Below are 17,087 nucleotides of genomic sequence, written 5' to 3'. Positions count from 1 at the left end.
GGGCAGCGGGGCGGCAAATGATTAGGCGGCAATCGCCCACAAGATGGGAGGGTCAGCCCGCGCCTGGCCCTGATCTCAGGAGGTGGGCGATCGCCTCGACCTGAGCGGGATCGGCGCCGTAGCAGTAGAAGACGACTTCGTCGGCGCCGAGCGCGGCGTACTCGGCCACCGCTTCGGCGATCTGGGCCGGCTCGGTCAGCGGCGCGCCCCAGCCGGCCCGGCCGGTGAAGGCGTAGTACTCGGCCACGGCCCGGCGGGCGTCGGCGATCGTCTCCCGGGCGCCGACCGCGACGTTGACCTGGCAGACGATGCGCGGCGCGCCGGGGCGGCCGGCCTCGGCCCACTGCTCTCGCACCGAGTGGATCAGACCGCCGGCCCAGGAGGCGGGCGCCGCGCAGATGAACCCGTCGGCGTGCCGGGCGACCCGCTGCAGCGCCGCCGGGGCGAACCCGCCGATCAGGATGGGCGGGTCGGCGACCGGTCGCGGCCCGATGAGGTCGCCGCGCCAGATTTCCTTCAGCGCCACCAGCTGCTCGTCGAGCATCCGCCCGCGCCGGGCGATCGGCACGCCGGCCGCGGCGTGGTCGTCCTCGCGGCCGCCGACGCCGATGCCGAGCACGAACCTGCCGCCGGACATCCGGTGCAGCGTGGCGACCTGCTTGGCCAGCAGCGCGGTCTGCCGGAGCGGGCCGAGCAGCACCTCGGTCTGCAGCCGGATGCGGCCGGTCGCGCCGGCCAGCACGGCGAGGGCGGTCAGCGGTTCGGGGTTGTCGAAGGCGAGCCGGTCCAGCAGCGCCAGGGTGTCGAAGCCGCACGCTTCGGCGGCGCGGGCCCAGTCGAGGAGGCGTGCGGGCGCGCTGATGGGCAGCCCAAGGCCGAATTCCATGAGATCTCTCCGTAGGTAGGCAGCGACAACTGAGTCGCCCCCTCCTCCCCGGTCATGGGGTCCCGGGCTCATCTGCGACGTACTTCTCGAGCCGGGGATACGGATTTCGCGGCCAAGGCTACCCGACCGGGGCGGGGGCCCGCGCGCCGCGGGCCCCCGGGAGTCAGGCGTACGTGATGGCGAAGCTGTTGCAGGTGAAGTTGGACTGGCCGGCCGTGCCGCTCAGCTCGAAGCCGAACTGGATGTCGCCGACCGTCACGTCGCCGTACCAGCCCTGGGTCTTCAGCCAGTTCAGGACGGCCAGGACGTTGATCGTGCCGGAGTTGGTCGTGCTGGTGCGGACGAACGAGTAGACCTGGTTGCTGCCGTTCGAGCCGCGGTAGACGTTCCAGGTGTGACCGCCGACGGTGACGTTGGCGGCCGACGGGACGGCGCCGTTCTGGTCGTAGGACGAGGCGATCGGGCCGACCGCGCCGTGCTGGTTCGTCCAGATCATGATCTCGTACGCGTTGTTGTTGGCCCAGATGTCGTACGCCGTCTCGTAGTCGCCGTCCGCGGGCACCGCGACGTTGAACGAGCTGGAGATCGAGCTCAGCGAGCTCAGCGTGCGGTTGAGCGTCTTGCCGGTGTGCGGGTACGACTTCACGCCGCTGGTCCGCGGGTGGTTCGCGACCACGCCCCAGTTCGTTCCGGTACGCGCCCAGATCGTCTGCGGTCCGGCACCCGAGCCCCAGACGTCGTTGTTGAGCGTGTAGCCGTTGTTCGTCCACGAGTCCCACTGCCCGGAGGCGACCCACACCGCGTCCGACGGCACGCCGCTGCTCGGCGACGTGGTCGGCGAGGTGGTGGGCGGGGTCGTCGGCGAGGTGGTCGGGTTGGTCACGGTGCCGGTGCAGGCCGTGCCGTTGAGGGTGAAGCCGGTCGGCGCCGGATTCGTGCCGGTCCACGAGCCGTTGAAGCCGAACGACGCGGTCCCGTTGGTGGCGATCGAGCCGTTGTAGCTCGCGTTCTTCGCGGTCACGGTCGAACCGCTCTGGGTGAGCGTCGTGTTCCATGCCTGGGTGACCGTCTGGCCGGCCCCGAACGACCACACCAGGGTCCACGAGCCGATCGCGTCGCCCAGATTCTTGACGGTGACATTGGCCCCGAAACCGCCCGGCCAACTGCTGCTCACCTGGTAGGTGACCGTGCAGCCGGCGGCCGCGGACGCGGGCAGCGCCGGGACGACTCCGGCGGCGGTCGCGATGCCCAGGCTCGCGGCCAGGCAGACGGCGAGATTACGCCTTTGCATGGTGCATCTCCTTGTCGATCTTCGCTGACCACACGGGCGTCACCTGCGACTTTGCCTGTCGAAGCGCTTCGACAGCCGGGCCCAAAGTTTCATGAACGTCAATGCGGTATTGCGCAGATGTTAGGAGCCCTTCGCCGCGGCACGCAAGAAGTGCCCGGAATGTCCAAGTTACCTCACGCCAAGATCAATGCAACAAACCTGCAAATAGAATGCATTGACTCCCATATATGGCGGGATGAGGATTTCCAGCAACGTCCTCGGGAAACCGCCGGCGCTTCTGGCAATTCCGCGCCCATTTCAGTTCTCCCCCGGCGGGCTCCGAAATTGCGATAAGGAGAAATGCAGATGGCAACCGCACTACGCCTGCGGCGGCTGGCTGTCGTCGGCGGCCTGGCCACCGTGGTCGCCGCCGGCCTGTTCGTCACCGTCACGAACGCCGAAGCGGCCACCGTCTTCAGCGCGGACTTCGAGAGCGGCAGCACCAGCGGCTGGTCGAAGTCCGGCGGCACCTGGTCGATCGTCAGCGACGGCAGCCAGGTCTTCCAGCAGTCCGACTCCGGCAGCGAGCGAGCCCGCGAGTTCGCCGGCGACACGAGCTGGACCAACTACTCCGTGCAGGCCCGGGTCAAGGCCACCTCGTTCGCCTCCACCGCGGGCGTCGTCGCGCTCACCGCGCGTGCCTCGGGCTCGACCAAGATGTACCGGCTGTCGCTGACCGGCGGCAACAAGGTGCAGCTGGAGACCATGAACGGCTCGTCGATCACCGTACTCGGATCACTCTCCCAGACGATCTCGACCAGCACCTTCTACACGCTCAAGCTCACCCTCAACGGCAGCACGATCAGCGGCACGATCAACGGGACCAGCGTCGGGAGCGCCACCGACACCACGATCAGCGCCGGCCGGATCGGCCTGCTGACCGAGCACGCGGCCGGCCGCTTCGACGACGTCGTCGTGGACAACGGCGGCGGTGGCGGGACCACCTCGTCGCCGACCACCTCGCCCACGACCAGCCCAACGACGCCTCCGACGAGCCCGACGACGCCTCCGACCAGCGGGGCCCTCTACGTCGCCACGAACGGCGTGGCCGGCGCGGCGGGCACGCAGTCAGCACCGACCACCCTGGCCGACGCGATCACCCGGATCGCGGCCGGCGGGACGATCTACATGCGGGGCGGGACCTACAGCCTCTCGTCCACGATCACGATCGCGGCCGGCAACAACGGGGCGTCCGGCGCGCTCAAGACGCTCTCGGCGTACCCCGGTGAGACCCCGGTCCTCGACTTCTCCGCCCAGAGCGAGAGCTCGAGCAACCGCGGCCTGCAGCTGATGGCCAACTACTGGCACGTGTACGGCATCACCGTCCAGCACGCCGGCGACAACGGCATCTTCATCGGCGGCAGCAACAACGTCGTCGAGCGGGTCGTGACCGCCTTCAACCGGGACTCCGGGCTGCAGATCTCGCGGGCCGCCTCGGACACCCCGACCAGCCAGTGGCCGGCGAACAACCTGATCGTCAGCTCCGAGTCGCACGACAACATGGACTCCGGCGGCGAGAACGCCGACGGCTTCGCCGCGAAGCTGACCTCCGGCACCGGCAACGTGTTCCGCTACGACGTGTCGCACAACAACATCGACGACGGCTGGGACCTCTACACCAAGACCGACACCGGCGCGATCGGACCGGTCACGATCGAGTACTCGCTGTCCTACGGCAACGGCACGCTGACCAACGGCACGGTCAACGCCAACGGCGACCGCAACGGGTACAAGCTCGGCGGCGAGGACATCGCGGTCAACCACCTCATCCGGCACAACATCGCCTACCACAACGGTCATCACGGCTTCACCTACAACAGCAACCCCGGCTCGATGACCATCGCCAACGACGTGAGCATCGACAACGCCGAACGCAACTTCTCCTTCGACGAGGGCACCTCGACCTTCACCAACGACACCTCCTGCCGATTCGGCGTCAGCGGCTCCAACGACAAGACCGTCGGCACCACGGACGGCACCGACCAGTTCTGGTCGGGCACCAACGGGTCGCGGTGCGCCACCTACAGCGGCGCGCTGGGCTGGTCGTTCGCCTCGGACGGCAAGCTGCAGGTCACCTTCGGCGGCACGGTCGTCAACCCGTGACCGCCGGCCGGGCCGGTTCCGCCGAACCGGCCCGGCCCTTTCGGGCGTTGACAGTCGTCTATATATGACGGACGGTCAGGGCATGTCTCGTCCTCGTGTCTGGTTCGCCGCGACGCTCCTCGCGGCGACGCTTCTGACCGTGGCGGCCCGTCCGGCCGCCGCCGCCCTGCCCGCCCCCGGTGACCTGCATGTCACCGCCATCACCCCGGTCTCGGTCACGCTCGCCTGGACCGCGGCCGACGGCGCCACCGACTACCAGATCAACTACCACCAGGCGTTCAACGACGTGCTCTGGTCGCAGCCCGCCGGCAACGTCACCACCGCGACGGTCACCGGCTACATCCTCGGCGGCCGGCAGTACACGTTCTCGGTCAGCGCCCGGGACGCCACCGGCGGCGGATACTCCACCAGCAACTCGGTCACCGTCGTCACCCCGGTATCCACCACCGGGGACACGACGCCGCCGGCCACCCCGGCCAACTTCCGGCTGACCGAGGTCACCGCGACCGGCCCGGCGCTCGCCTGGGACGCCGCCACCGACAACGTCGGGGTCGCCGGGTACGACGTCTACCTCTTCGACGGCTGGTACACCTCGACCCTGCTCGGCACCACCACGGGTACGTCGATCACCGTCCCGTTCGGCAGCAGCCCCAGCACCGGCATGCACTACTACTACGCCCGCGCCCGGGACGCGGCCGGCAACGTCTCGATCGCCACGAACACGGTTCAGACGCCAACGACGACCACGACGCCGCCCCCGCAGTTGTGTCAGGTCGGGTACAAGACGACCTCGGAGTGGTCCACCGGCTTCGTCGCCGAGGTGACCATCACCAACAAGCGCACCACGGCCGTCAACGGCTGGACGGCCACCGTCACCCTCGGCGGCGACCAACGGGTCACCTCGGCCTGGAACGCCACCGCCACCCAGACCGGCGCGACCGTGACGATGACCGCGCCGACCTGGAACCGCACGATCCCGGCCGGCGGCAGCGTCACGGTCGGGCTGCTCGGCGGATGGCACGCGAGCGACGCCCCGCCGATCTCGGCCACCCTGAACGGAGCCGCCTGCACACTCGCCTGACGGGCATCACCACCGCCCCGAGGCTCCTCGGGGCGGTGGGGTGCGCATTCTTGCGGGACATTTCTGCCTTATCGGGCAGTCATGAGCGGGGTGATATGACTGAATGCATGGCTGACAAGACGATCATCGCTCTCCGGGAGGCGGCGGGCGCTTATGCCGCGGCCGTCCGCGCCACCCAGCGGTTCTTCGATCGCGTCGAGGACACCGACGATCCGTCGGTGCTGGTCGAGTACGCCACGCTCGTCGAGCGGGAGAAGGAGGCCGCCGAGGCCAGGCTGGACGCGATCGAGGCGGCCGGCATCGAAGCGCCGAGCATCGATGAAAGCGATCCGGATAATTAAGTGAACAGTTCCGGAACCGACCCGGGGTGCCGGAACCGGTTCCGGGCTGGAAGACTGCCGGTTGTTAGCGTTCCACAGACCGTGCCACCGCGGTCGTGATGACCGGAGGCACGTGTGCCCGCTGAGCTGCCCTACCAGAATCCGGCACTGCCCGTCGAGCGGCGGGTCGACGACCTGCTCGCGCGCATGTCCCTGCCGGAGAAGGTCGGGCAGATGCTGCAGCTGGACGCCCGCAACGACGTCAAGGAGATCGTCAGCGAGAAGCTGGCCGGCTCGATCCTGCACACGTCCCCGGCGAAGATGCTGGAGGCGATCGACCTGGTCGCCAAGACCCGGCTGCAGATCCCGCTGCTCGTCGCCGAGGACTGCATCCACGGCCACTCGTTCTGGCCGGGCGCGACGATCTTCCCGACCCAGCTGGCGATGGCGGCGACCTGGGATCCTGCCCTGCTCGAGCGGGTCGCCCGGGTCTCCGCCCTGGAGGTGGCCGCGACCGGCATCCACCAGACCTTCTCGCCGGTCCTGTGCATCGCCCGCGACCTGCGCTGGGGCCGCATCGACGAGACGTTCGGCGAGGACCCGTTCCTGATCGGCGAGCTGGGCTCCGCGATGATCCGCGGCTACCAGGGCGGCGGGCTGTCCGACCCGACCGGGATCCTGGCCACCGCCAAACACTTCGCCGGCTATTCGGAGACGCAGGGCGGCCGGGACGCGAGCGAGGCCGACATCAGCCCCCGCAAGCTGCGCTCGTGGTTCCTGCCGCCATTCGAGCGGGTCGCCCGGGAGGGCTGCCAGGTCTTCATGCTCGGGTACCAGTCGATGGACGGCGTGCCGATCACCGCGAACCGGTGGCTGCTCAACGACGTACTCAAGGAGGAATGGGGTTTTTCCGGCACGCTGGTGACCGACTGGGACAACGTGGGCCGGATGGTCTGGGAGCAGAAGGTCTGCGCCGACTACGCCGAGGCCGCCGCGGTCGCCGTGCGGGCCGGGAACGACCTGGTCATGGTCACGCCGGGCTTCTTCGAGGGCGCGCAGGAGGCGGTCGCCCGCGGCCTGCTCACCGAGGCGGAGATCGACGCCGCGGTGCGCCGGATCCTGCGGCTCAAGTTCGAAATGGGTCTTTTCGAGAATCCCCGGGCCCCCGACGCCCAGCGGCAGCGTGAGGTGATCGGCATCGCCGAGCACGCCGACCTCAACCTCGAGGTCGCTCGCCGCTCGCTGGTCCTGCTCCGCAACGACGGCGTCCTGCCGCTCGAGGACGACCGGTTCCGGCGGATAGCGGTGATCGGCCCGAACGCCGACGACCCGAGCGCCCAGCTCGGCGACTGGGCCGGCAACTCCGGACAGGTCGACTGGATGCCCGACGGCCACCCGCGCGAAATGATCGAGACGGTCCTGGACGGCTTCCGGCGCGTCGCCCCGGAGAACTGGGACATCACCCACGCGCGCGGCGCCGACATCGAGCGGTTGGTGCCCGATCCGGACGGCGACACCTACCCGGACGGCCAACCCCGCCCGCCGATCTCGCAGGCCGCGCCCGTCGACAGCCACCTGATCTCGCTCGCCCGCGACGAGGCGATCCGGGCCGACTATGCGGTCGTGGTGGTCGGCGACACGGTCAACCTGACCGGCGAGCACAAGTCGACCGCGACGCTGGAGCTGCAGGGCGGGCAGATCGCGCTGCTCGACGCGGTGGCGGCCACCCGCACCCCGATGATCGTCGTGCTGCTCGACTCGAAGCCGTGCGTGCTGCCGCCCTCGGCGCTGAACGCGGCGGCGATCATCCAGGCGTTCAACCCGGGGATGCTGGGCGGCCGGGCGATCGCCGAGCTGGTGCTGGGCCTGATCGAGCCGAGCGGGCGGATGCCGCTGTCGGTGCCGCGCCACGTCGGCCAGCAGCCGGTCTACTACAACCAGATCCGCGGCCAGCACGGGACGCGATACGCCGACCTCACGCAAGATCCGCTGTTCGTCTTCGGCGAGGGCTTGTCGTACACAACGGTCGAGTATTCAGATTTGTCCGTCAGCAACGAGCAAATCGGCCAGGACGGGATGATCGAGGCCCGCCTCACCCTGACCAACACCGGGACAAGGCCGTCCTTGGAGACCATTCAGGCGTACGTGAGTGACCTGGTCACCAGCGTGACCTGGGCCGTCCGGGAGCTGAAGGCCTACCGCCAGGTCACCGTGCCGGCCGGCCGGTCGGTCACGGTCGAGATCGAGCTGCCGGCCGCGGCCTGCACGCTGGTCACCGCCGACGGCCGCCGGGTCGTCGAGCCGGGCGACTTCGAGCTGCTGGTCGGCCCCTCGTCCCGCGAGTCCGACCTGCTGCGGGCGCCCTTCCGGATCGGCTGATCGTCCAGCCGCATTGACTCGACCTGGCATTCTCGGCGGCGTGCTGCTCCGGATCATGCGCCGCATACTCTTCCCGGGCGCGATCGCCGCCGCGATCGCGATCACCGCCGCGTCGTTCTGCTCCCTCTGGGTGCGGGCCGAGGCTTTCGGGCATGTGTACGACGAAAGCTCCGTCCCGCCCGCGCCGGTGGCGATCGTGCTGGGCGCCGAGGTCTACCCGGGCGGCGAGCCGTCGCCGTTCCTCGCGGCCCGGCTGGACATCGCGAAGCGCCTGCTCGACGAGGGGAAGGTGCGGGCGATCCTGGTCTCCGGCGACCACAGCCGCTGGGAGTACGACGAGCCCGGCTCGATGCAGGTCTACCTGGTCGCCCGGGGCGTGCCCGCCGCCCAGGTGGTGCTCGACTACGCCGGCTTCGACACGTACGACTCGTGCGCGCGGGCCAAACGCGTCTTCGGCGTCCGCAAGGCCATCGTGGTGACCCAGAGCTACCACATCGACCGGGCCGTGACGCTGTGTCGCAGCCAGGGCATCGACGCGTCCGGGGTGGGCGACGACTCGGTGCGCATCTACACGGAGCCGTGGGCACACTCGTACGTCCGGGAACAGGGCGCGATCCTGAAGGCGGCGTTCGACACGATCTCGCATCGCGACCCGGTCTTCCTGGGCCGGCACGAGCCGGGCATCGACGACGCCCTGCGCGATTCATAGGTGGTGCTCGCGCGGTTCTTAGCCGTTTCTTAGCCTGCGGTGGGCTCACCTTTCAGGAAGCGTGCCGATCCTTGGTGAACGCCCGCACCTACGGAGTTCAGCGATGACCGATAGAAACCCCGCACCCTCGCCCGACGAGCCCACCGAGCCGCAGCCCGCGGTGCCCGCCACCCCGGCGGAGCAGCCCGCCGCCGCCCAGCCGGCCGCTTCCCAGCCGGCCGCTTCCCAGCCGGCCGCCGCGGGGCCCGCCGCCGCAGCGCCCGCCGCTTCGGGACCCGCCGCCGCAGGGGCCGCCGCAGCGCCCGCCGCCGCAGCGCCCGCCGCTTCGGGGCCGACCGCCGAGCAGCCCGCGGCCGAGCAGCCTGTCGCGGCCGAGCAGCCGCCGCCCACGCAGCCGGCGCCCGGTGCCTGGCAGCCGGCCGGGCCGCAGACCTGGCAGCAGCGCCCGCCGCGCGGCCCGCGCTGGTACGACCGCCGGGTGCCGCTGCTGCTGGCCATCGCGCTGCTGTTGATCGGCTGCGTGGCCGGTGCCGGTGTGGTCGCGGTCGGCGCGGCGCTGACCCACTTCGGGCACGGCGACAGGCACCACTCCCGCTTCGAGAACGGCCCCGGCCGGCGCGGCGGCCCCGGCATGGGCCCCGGCCAGGACGGCCGCCGCTTCCGGCAGTTCCCGCCCGGCACCAACCACCAGCCCGGCCCGGTGCCGAACCCGAATGCCCCGACCCCGAGCGCCCCGACCCCGGCCCCCTCGGCCTCGTCCTGACGGAGTCCACCCGGGCCCGACGGCCGAGCCCGGGCGGACGGCCCCGGGGCGGAACGATCCCGGGGCGGAACGATCCCGGGGCGGAACGATCCGGGGCGGAACGATCCGGGGCGGAACAGCCCCGGGCGTACCCCTCGCGGAAATATCGACGCCCGTGGACATGTCGTCGACGTAGGACGAGAGTGGTCGGCATGGCCAAGTCGACTCGGCGAACGTTTCTGACGGTGTCCGCGGCGACCCTCGCCGCCGGCGTCTCGACCTCGGGCGAGGCGCTGGCGGCCGAGCGCCGCAAGCCCTCCCCCGCGCCCGAGCTGCGCGCGATCCTCCGGGAGATCGACCCGAGGCGGATCGAGGCGACGATCCGCAAGCTGGTCTCCTTCGGCACCCGGCACACCCTGTCGGTGCAGGACGACCCCGCCCGGGGCATCGGCGCCGCCCGCGACTGGATCTTCGCCGAGTTGCAGCGCTACGCGGCGGCGTCGAACGGCCGGATGACCGTCGAGCTGCAGTCCTTCATCCAGCCGGTCTCCAACCGCATCCCGGTGCCCACCCGGATCACCAACGTCGTGGCCACCCTGCGCGGCGCGGTCACCCCGGCCCGCACGTACGTGGTGACCGGCCACTACGACTCCCGGGTGACCGACGTGTTGAACGCGACCAGCGACGCTCCCGGCGCCGACGACGACGGCTCCGGCGTCGCCGTGATCATGGAGCTGGCCCGGGTGCTGGCCACCCGCTCGCCCGAGGCGACCATCGTGTTCGCCGCGGTGGCCGGCGAGGAGCAGGGCCTCTACGGCTCCGACCACCTGGCCCAGTCGTTCAAGGACGCGGGCACCGACATCCAGGGCATGTTCAGCAACGACATCGTCGGCACCGGCGACGCCCACGACGGCACGCCCGCCGACCCGCACACCGTCCGGCTCTTCGTCGAGGGGGTGCCGACCTCGGAGACCCCGGCCCAGGCCGCCGTCCGGCAGAGCGTCGGCGGCGAGAACGACGGGCCGTCCCGGCAGCTCGGCCGCTTCGTCGACGACGTGGCGAGCAACCCGCAGACCGGGATGAACGTGCGGACGATCTGGCGCCGGGACCGCTACCTGCGCGGCAGCGACCACATCTCGTTCCTGCTGCGCGGCTACCCGGCCGGGCGCTTCACCGAGCCGCGGGAGAACTTCAACCACGAACATCAGGACGTACGCGTGGAGAACGGCGTCCAGTACGGCGACCTGATCGAGTTCTGCGACTTCGCGTACATCGCACGGGTGGCCCGGGTGAACGCCGCCACACTGTGGACGCTCGCCCAGGCGCCCGGCACCCCCAAGGGCGTGGTGATCGACACGACCCAGCTGACCAACCAGACCACGCTGCGCTGGACGGCGAACCCCGAGCCGGATCTGGCTGGCTACGAGGTGCTCTGGCGCGAGACGACCGCACCGGACTGGACGAGCTCGCGCTTCGTCGGCAACGTCACCACGTACACCATCGATCTTTCCAAGGACAACGTGTTCTTCGGCGTGCGCTCGGTGGACCGGGCCGGCAACCACTCGCCGGCCGCCGCCCCTCAGCCGTCGAGCTGACCGATCGGCGGGCGTGCGTGCGGCTGCCACGATGACGACCATGACGGTCGACTACACGGTTCGGTTGCGCTTCGGGGAGACGTCCCAGGCCGCCGCCACGCACACCAACCTCTCCGCGGTCCGGCTGGACGGGCACGTGCTCTGGATCGCCGGCGACGAGACGGCGACCCTCGAGCGGCTGCTCGCCGACCATCCGGAGAAGGCGGCCGAGTTCGGCGACGAGACCACGTTCCGGCTCGCCGACTTCGTCGACCTCCCCGGCGACGACGAGAACGAGGAGGCCGACGTCGAGGGCCTGGCCCGCGCCGGCGACTTCCTCTGGGCGGTCGGCTCGCACAGCCTGCGCCGCAAGCAGATCAAGGAGCAGCACGAGGGCCGGGGCGCGCTGAAGCGGCTGGCGCGGGTGGAGGGCCAGGACAACCGCCAGATTCTCGTACGCCTGCCGATCGCCGACGTGGACGGCGTGCCGACCCCGGTCCGCGAGGTGGAGGTCGACGGCGTCCGGCACCGCCCCGCGGCCCTGCGCCGCCGCGACAACCTGCGGTCGCTGCTGCGCGACGACGAGCACCTCGGGCCGTTCCTGCCGATTCCCGGCAAGGACAACGGGCTGGACATCGAGGGGATCGCGGTCCGTGGCGACCGGGTCTACCTGGGCCTGCGCGGGCCGGTGCTGCGCGGCTGGGCGTTCGTGCTGGAGCTGCGACCGTACGTCGACGCCGACGACCCCACGAGGCTGCGCCTGCGCGACTTCCCGGAGCGGCTGCCGTACCGCAAACACGTGCTCGACCTCGACGGGCTGGGCGTCCGCGACCTCTGCCCGCACGGCGACGACCTGCTGATCCTGGCCGGGCCCACGATGGACCTGGACGGGCCGGTGCGGATCTACCGGTGGCACGGCGCGGCGACCGCCGACATCCCCACCATCGTGCGCGACGACCTGATCACCCGGGAGCTGGAGATCGCGTACGGCGAGGGCGACGACCACGCCGAGGGCATCAGCATGCTCGGCGACGACCGGGTGCTCGTGGTCTACGACAGCCCGGCGCGGGCACGCCTGACCGACGACGGCGCGGTCATCGCCGACGTGGTGCTGCTGCCGCGCTGACGGTCCTCGCTACGCCGCCAGTTGCCAGTCGAAGTGGTACTGAACGAGCTAGACCTGTGACCTGCGGGTGTGTGCCCACAGGTGCCGTGCAGGCCGTCCACGGGCCGTCCGGCGTGTACGGGCGAGTCGTCCCCGGCCTGATCGGGCGCCCCCGTCGCCGAGTGCCCGGTCGATGGCCCGCCGGGTCCGGCCTTCGCTGGTCGGCAGTAGATGGGTGTAGGTCCGGAGGGTGAATCCGGCGTCCGCGTGGCCCAAGTATTCGGCAAGGGCCCTGATCGACTCGCCAGCGTCAAGCAGAACTGAGGCGTAGTGGTGCCGCAGTGCGTGCATACCGTTCTTACGCTCGTGCGTGATGCCGGCCGCATCGGCGGCCGGCCACCAGACGCCGGTGTTGAAGTAGCTGCGTGTAAGGGCGGCTCCGGTCTTGCCGTACTTATGCGTATTGCGCTCGACGCCGTAGCCGTAGCGTCCGACATGATGAGGCGGCGAGTCCCGGGCATCGTCACCTCGAAGGGTGATCGAGACATGGCGTCGGAGCTTGACATCGAAATCGAACGAGAGGTCAAGCGCCTGCTTAGTGAGCGAACGCCGCACATCGGAATCTTGGGAGAGGAAGAAGGCGGATCAGGTAATCCCGAGACCACATGGGTACTTGACCCTATCGACGGGACCGCGAACTTCCTAAGGGGAATCCCGCTATGCGGCGTAACGCTTGGGTTGATAGAGCACGCACGCCCCACATTGGGAGTAATAAGCCTTCCGTTTCTAAACGAAACGTACTCGGCACTCACAGGCCAGGGTGCTTTTTCCGGTAGACGACGGCTAGCCGTAAGCCGGACCAGCAAGGTAGAAGACGCAATCGCAGCTATTGGCGACTACGCAGTCGGCCCCGGTGCCGAGGAGAAAAACATCGTTCGGGTCGCTCTCACCGGTAGACTCGCTGCCACAGTACAGCGCATTCGGATGGTTGGAACAGCGGCAGCCGATCTGGCGTGGCTAGCGACTGGACGTATCGACGCCTCTATCACTCTATCCAACCATCCGTGGGACATGCTGGCAGGAGCCGTCATCGCACGCGAAGCCGGCGCTGCCGTAGTGGACACAGACGGCAGCGATTACACGCTGAAGTCCTCCAGTTTGATCGCCTGTACACCAGGAATCGCAACCGAAATGCTGCGACTCGTTACTAGCGTCGTCCCCACTAGTGCCTAAAGGCAGAGCCCGTTCCGGGCTAGTCCGCGCCAGATCTAACCCAGCACGCGGCGGAGTGTCACGCATCAACTGAAGCCGGGGTGTAACGCATCAAGCGGAGTCAGACAAGACAGTCGGCCAGTTGTCGGGCTTCAGTTGATGCGTTACGGATCCGGGTCAGATGAGCCGTGACAGCTCCGGCTAGGCGATCTTGGCTTTCCAGGTAAAGGGAAGAACATGTCCCTCGGCTACCTTGGAGCCACCGATGGACACAACCGACACAATCGACGGTTATGCCACTGCGTGGCAGGGTGGGGTGGTGGCCGAGAAGGATGCTCTGCCGGACTGGCAGCCGCTGACCGCCGAGCTCGCCAAGCGATCGCTCGCGGCCGACGACCCGACCGGATGGTTCGAGCCGCTCTACGCGGCGGGCCGCTCCGGATCGGTCAAGATGCCGTGGGAACGCCGAGCGGCCAGTCCGCCGCTTGTCGATGCCCTCGCCCAGATGAAGGCCGAGGGCCGGACCGCGGTCGTGGTCGGCTGCGGGCTGGGCCAGGACGCCGAGGAGGTTGCACGGCGGGGCTTCCGCACGACCGCCTTTGATGTGTCACCGTCGGCGGTGCAGATTGCGCGGGAGCGGCGTCCGGAGTCGGCGGTGACCTACGTGGTCGCTGATCTGCTGGACCTTCCCGCCGGTTGGCGGCATGCGTTCGACCTGGTCGTCGAGATCATCACCGTGCAGGCGCTGCCGCCGGCGCGGCAGCCGGAGGCGGCCGCCGCTGTCGCAGGGCTGCTGGCGCCGGGCGGGGACTTGCTGGTGATCTCGTCCGCACGGCTCGAGCCGGACCCGATCCCGCTGCAGCAGGGACCGCCCTGGCCATTGAGCCGCAATGAGGTACAAGCGTTCGCGGTCGCCGGGGTTAGGGCGACCCGTGTCGATCTGGTGCCGACGCCGTCCGGCTCGGCATGGCTGGCAAGGTTCACCCGGACGGCCGCGCACACCTGATCTGATCTGCCACCGGCGTGTACCACCGGAAGCCTTCAGGATGCGTTCGGCGGGATGTTCCCCGGGGCCTCGGTGAACTCCGCACCTCGGGCAGGGCCTGCTATCGCTGCTCCATCACGTCAACTCCACCAGCACGCGGCGGACTGTCACGCATCAACTGAAGCCACGACGTAACGCATCAAGCGGAGTCAGACAAGACAGTCGGCCAGTGTCTAGTCCCAGCTGATGCTTGACGGACCCGTCCCAGCTGTTGCTTGACGGTTGGTCTAGGTTTCGTTGACCGGACTTGCGGGGCCGGTGGTCTATTCGTAGCCGCTGGCTTTGACCAGGACGTCGGCGAGCAGCTTCCAGGTCGGCTGGGACGGGACGGCCTCGTTCGGGGTGGTGTGCAGCGGTTCGAGGGACTCGAGGCTGGCGGCCAGGGCCTCGAGGAAACGCTCCAGGGTCGGGTTCTCCCACTCGTGCGGGTGCGTGCGAAGGTCGGTGAGCATCTGCTCGACGATTCGTGCGACGTCGGTGTGCGTGCGTACCGCGGCGAGGTCCTGGTCCGGGACGTCGGCGAAGCGGCCGGTGTCGTACGCGCTGGTCATGGGATCACGTGGCCGTTCTGGTCGTCACGCCCGGGTCCGCCGGGTCGGTTGGCTTTCAGGTTCCGTATCGGCAGCGTATTCGTCCGGCGGATGACACGAGGCCCGTCGTCACAGGCGATGATCAGCTCGCTGTCGCTGACGTCGATGGTGACGGTTTTACCGGCATGGACGCGGCCCAGGGCGACGGTCTGCCGGGCGACCATGACGACGCCGGTGGCGGACGCCCGGCGCTGCACCCGGACCGGTTCCGGCGAGGCGGAAGGTGGCGGTCCGGCCCGGCGCAGCCCACGCAGCCGGGCCACCTCATCCGGGGTGAGCGGGTTCGGCCGGGTACGTAGCAACTGCCGGGTTTCCGGGTCGAAGAAGCTGAGCGTGGTCGTGTCGATGCGGATGCTGACGCGGCGGCCGCTGAGGATGTCCGCCGCGACAATCGGGCGTTGACCGAGCGAGACGGTGCCGAACCGGTTGACCGTGCGGTCGACCTCGACCACGTCACCGGGCCGCGGTGCCGGCATCGGCGGTGGGCCGGCCGGACGGCCACCCTGGCGCAGCAGCGCGGACAGATCCGCGACCGACAGATGCGAGCGGACGGTCTTGACCAGGGCGCCGGCGATGAGCAGATGGATCACGTCGGGATCGGCCCAGAACCGCACGGTCACCCCTGACCGGGCCGGGCCGAGCCAGAACTGTTTCCCCGCGACCTGCAGATTCCCCGACGGCGGCACCACCCGGTCGAACTCGACCGCCGCCCCGGACCACTCGATCACCGGTGGCAGGCTCAGCACCGCCATCGGCGCGGGCGGTGTCGCAGGCTCGGCCGGCACGGTGAAAGTCGCGGGTAGTTTGACCGGCACCGCGGGCGGCTCCATGGCCTGAAACCGGTCGGCAGGGAACGCCATGTCCAACGACTGGTGCGGCCGGTCGGTGTTGTAGTCCAGGCGAAACGCGTCGATCGCGGCCTGAGCGGTGTCGATATCGGGCCAGACCGGCACGTCGTCCAGCAACTCCCGGCGCAGGGTCTGATGGAATCTCTCTACCTTCCCGGTCGTCGTCGGGGTCGCCGGTTGAGTGAGCCGGTGCACGATGCCGTTCTCCCGGCAGATCCGGTCGAACATAACCTCCCCGCCGTTGCCGAACCGGGCCGTGAACTGCTTGCCATTGTCCGTGAGGACCTCCTCGGGCACCCCGAACTCCAGCAACGCGGACGCGAACGCGAGACACACGGCACGGCCGGTGGCCCGGCGCACCACCGACGCGATCACGCAATACCGGGAGTGATCGTCGACCCCGGTGACGACCTTGGCCTCCGACCCGTCAGACAGGAAGATCCCGCCGACGATGTCCATCTGCCACAGCTCCATCGGCCGGTCACGTTCCCAGCGGATGTAGTCCTTGCGGCCCCGGCGGCGCTTGGCCGGGGTCACCAGGCCGTGCCGGATCAGGATCCGATACACCGTCATCCGTGAGGGCACCGGCCCGGGACAGCCATGCCGGCCCAGCTCGAACGCGATCCGCCGCGATCCCCACTTCGGATGATGCCGACGCAGCTCACACACCAACGCCTCCACCTGCGGCGACGCCTGATGAGCGCACCCATCGGGCCGATGCGAGCGATCCTGCAAACCCGGCAGCCCTTCATCGGCATAGCGCCGCAGCCAGCCATGCAGGCTCTGCCGCGACACCCCGACCTTGGCCGCGACCTCGGTCACCGGATCACCGGCCAGCACCGCCAACACGGCCTGATATCGCTGTTCCACGATCGACATTCCCACCAGTGCCAATCCCGGCTCCCTGACCCTCGCGCTGCCGCAACAGCACGTGATCAAGAAGCCGAACGGTGATCATGTCAAGCATCAGGTGGGACACGAGTGTCAAGCATCAGCCGTGACGGGACAAAGACAGTCGGCCAGTGCATGTGAGAAGTTTCTGTACGGGTTCAAGGCGGCCCGCTCGCGGGCCGCTCGCGCCGCCGTGCAGGGCCGGGCTGAAACGCCCGCCGCTCGGGGCCCCGCCGCCCTTGGCGCAAGCGCCCGGGCGGCACCCCGGCGTG

15 protein-coding genes are annotated in these 17,087 nt (G+C 69.6%); 10 read left to right on the top strand and 5 right to left on the bottom strand.

What is annotated here, in order from left to right; genetic code table 11:
- Positions 1–52 precede the first annotated feature (52 nt).
- Both ODJ79_RS35280 and ODJ79_RS35275 read right to left on the bottom strand, forming a co-directional pair.
- Positions 53–886 carry an LLM class flavin-dependent oxidoreductase gene (locus ODJ79_RS35280; protein WP_263027989.1) on the bottom strand — a complete coding sequence of 278 codons (834 nt, stop codon included), beginning with the start codon at positions 884–886 and terminating at the stop codon, positions 53–55.
- 163 nt (positions 887–1,049) lie between these two features.
- The gene (locus ODJ79_RS35275) at positions 1,050–2,177 is read right to left on the bottom strand and encodes a cellulose binding domain-containing protein (RefSeq protein ID WP_263027988.1); all 1,128 of its coding nucleotides are present in this window, start codon (positions 2,175–2,177) and stop codon (positions 1,050–1,052) included.
- Positions 2,178–2,522: 345 nt separating this feature from the next.
- Between ODJ79_RS35275 and ODJ79_RS35270 the strand changes: the two genes are divergently transcribed.
- From ODJ79_RS35270 to ODJ79_RS35235, 8 genes are all read left to right on the top strand, one after another.
- On the top strand, positions 2,523–4,319 hold the full coding sequence (locus ODJ79_RS35270) for a cellulose-binding protein (RefSeq protein WP_263027987.1): 1,797 nt from the start codon (positions 2,523–2,525) through the stop codon (positions 4,317–4,319).
- Between the two features lie 82 nt (positions 4,320–4,401).
- Complete coding sequence (locus tag ODJ79_RS35265) at positions 4,402–5,400, top strand: cellulose binding domain-containing protein (protein ID WP_263027986.1); 999 nt, start codon at positions 4,402–4,404, stop codon at positions 5,398–5,400.
- Positions 5,401–5,507: 107 nt separating this feature from the next.
- Complete coding sequence (locus ODJ79_RS35260) at positions 5,508–5,741, top strand: hypothetical protein (RefSeq protein ID WP_263027985.1); 234 nt, start codon at positions 5,508–5,510, stop codon at positions 5,739–5,741.
- Between the two features lie 114 nt (positions 5,742–5,855).
- Positions 5,856–8,099, top strand: coding sequence for a glycoside hydrolase family 3 N-terminal domain-containing protein (locus ODJ79_RS35255; RefSeq protein ID WP_263027984.1), 2,244 nt, complete (start codon positions 5,856–5,858; stop codon positions 8,097–8,099).
- A gap of 40 nt (positions 8,100–8,139) precedes the next feature.
- Positions 8,140–8,808, top strand: a complete 669-nt coding sequence (locus ODJ79_RS35250) for a vancomycin high temperature exclusion protein (RefSeq protein ID WP_263027983.1) — start codon at positions 8,140–8,142, stop codon at positions 8,806–8,808.
- Positions 8,809–8,911: 103 nt separating this feature from the next.
- Positions 8,912–9,571 (top strand): hypothetical protein, encoded by a 660-nt coding sequence (locus ODJ79_RS35245; protein ID WP_263027982.1) that lies wholly within the window; start codon positions 8,912–8,914, stop codon positions 9,569–9,571.
- Between the two features lie 191 nt (positions 9,572–9,762).
- On the top strand, positions 9,763–11,145 hold the full coding sequence (locus ODJ79_RS35240; RefSeq protein ID WP_263027981.1) for a M20/M25/M40 family metallo-hydrolase: 1,383 nt from the start codon (positions 9,763–9,765) through the stop codon (positions 11,143–11,145).
- A 40-nt stretch (positions 11,146–11,185) separates the two neighbouring features.
- On the top strand, positions 11,186–12,250 hold the full coding sequence (locus ODJ79_RS35235; RefSeq protein WP_263027980.1) for a DUF3616 domain-containing protein: 1,065 nt from the start codon (positions 11,186–11,188) through the stop codon (positions 12,248–12,250).
- A gap of 48 nt (positions 12,251–12,298) precedes the next feature.
- Here ODJ79_RS35235 and ODJ79_RS35230 read toward each other — a convergent pair whose 3' ends face one another.
- On the bottom strand, positions 12,299–12,580 hold the full coding sequence (locus tag ODJ79_RS35230) for a tyrosine-type recombinase/integrase (protein WP_263027979.1): 282 nt from the start codon (positions 12,578–12,580) through the stop codon (positions 12,299–12,301).
- Between the two features lie 15 nt (positions 12,581–12,595).
- On the opposite strand from ODJ79_RS35230, the gene ODJ79_RS35225 reads away from it, so the two are divergent.
- Together ODJ79_RS35225 and ODJ79_RS35220 are read left to right on the top strand one after the other, a co-directional pair.
- Positions 12,596–13,462 (top strand): inositol monophosphatase family protein, encoded by an 867-nt coding sequence (locus ODJ79_RS35225; protein ID WP_263027978.1) that lies wholly within the window; start codon positions 12,596–12,598, stop codon positions 13,460–13,462.
- A 244-nt stretch (positions 13,463–13,706) separates the two neighbouring features.
- A complete protein-coding gene (locus ODJ79_RS35220) occupies positions 13,707–14,447 on the top strand; it encodes a class I SAM-dependent methyltransferase (RefSeq protein WP_263027977.1) in 741 nt (246 codons plus the stop codon).
- Between the two features lie 302 nt (positions 14,448–14,749).
- Here the strand turns inward: ODJ79_RS35220 and ODJ79_RS35215 are convergent, their stop codons facing one another.
- Both ODJ79_RS35215 and ODJ79_RS35210 read right to left on the bottom strand, forming a co-directional pair.
- Complete coding sequence (locus ODJ79_RS35215; protein ID WP_263027976.1) at positions 14,750–15,037, bottom strand: hypothetical protein; 288 nt, start codon at positions 15,035–15,037, stop codon at positions 14,750–14,752.
- Positions 15,034–16,803, bottom strand: a complete 1,770-nt coding sequence (locus ODJ79_RS35210; protein ID WP_411267404.1) for an IS481 family transposase — start codon at positions 16,801–16,803, stop codon at positions 15,034–15,036. The genes ODJ79_RS35215 and ODJ79_RS35210 overlap by 4 nt, the downstream gene beginning before the upstream one ends.
- Positions 16,804–17,087: the final 284 nt, after the last annotated feature.

It is taken from the genome of Actinoplanes sp. KI2 (assembly GCF_025630775.1).
Taxonomy (GTDB): Bacteria; Actinomycetota; Actinomycetes; order Mycobacteriales; family Micromonosporaceae; genus Actinoplanes.
This window is presented reverse-complemented; position numbering and strand designations above follow the sequence as displayed.

Coding starts and splice junctions, on each gene's coding strand:
- ODJ79_RS35280 (WP_263027989.1), bottom strand. CDS start 886: ATGGAATTCGGCCTTGGGCTGCCCATCAGCGCGCCCGCACGCCTCCTC.
- ODJ79_RS35275 (WP_263027988.1), bottom strand. CDS start 2,177: ATGCAAAGGCGTAATCTCGCCGTCTGCCTGGCCGCGAGCCTGGGCATC.
- ODJ79_RS35270 (WP_263027987.1), top strand. CDS start 2,523: ATGGCAACCGCACTACGCCTGCGGCGGCTGGCTGTCGTCGGCGGCCTG.
- ODJ79_RS35265 (WP_263027986.1), top strand. CDS start 4,402: ATGTCTCGTCCTCGTGTCTGGTTCGCCGCGACGCTCCTCGCGGCGACG.
- ODJ79_RS35260 (WP_263027985.1), top strand. CDS start 5,508: ATGGCTGACAAGACGATCATCGCTCTCCGGGAGGCGGCGGGCGCTTAT.
- ODJ79_RS35245 (WP_263027982.1), top strand. CDS start 8,912: ATGACCGATAGAAACCCCGCACCCTCGCCCGACGAGCCCACCGAGCCG.
- ODJ79_RS35240 (WP_263027981.1), top strand. CDS start 9,763: ATGGCCAAGTCGACTCGGCGAACGTTTCTGACGGTGTCCGCGGCGACC.
- ODJ79_RS35235 (WP_263027980.1), top strand. CDS start 11,186: ATGACGGTCGACTACACGGTTCGGTTGCGCTTCGGGGAGACGTCCCAG.
- ODJ79_RS35230 (WP_263027979.1), bottom strand. CDS start 12,580: ATGCACGCACTGCGGCACCACTACGCCTCAGTTCTGCTTGACGCTGGC.
- ODJ79_RS35220 (WP_263027977.1), top strand. CDS start 13,707: ATGGACACAACCGACACAATCGACGGTTATGCCACTGCGTGGCAGGGT.
- ODJ79_RS35215 (WP_263027976.1), bottom strand. CDS start 15,037: ATGACCAGCGCGTACGACACCGGCCGCTTCGCCGACGTCCCGGACCAG.
- ODJ79_RS35210 (WP_411267404.1), bottom strand. CDS start 16,803: ATGTCGATCGTGGAACAGCGATATCAGGCCGTGTTGGCGGTGCTGGCC.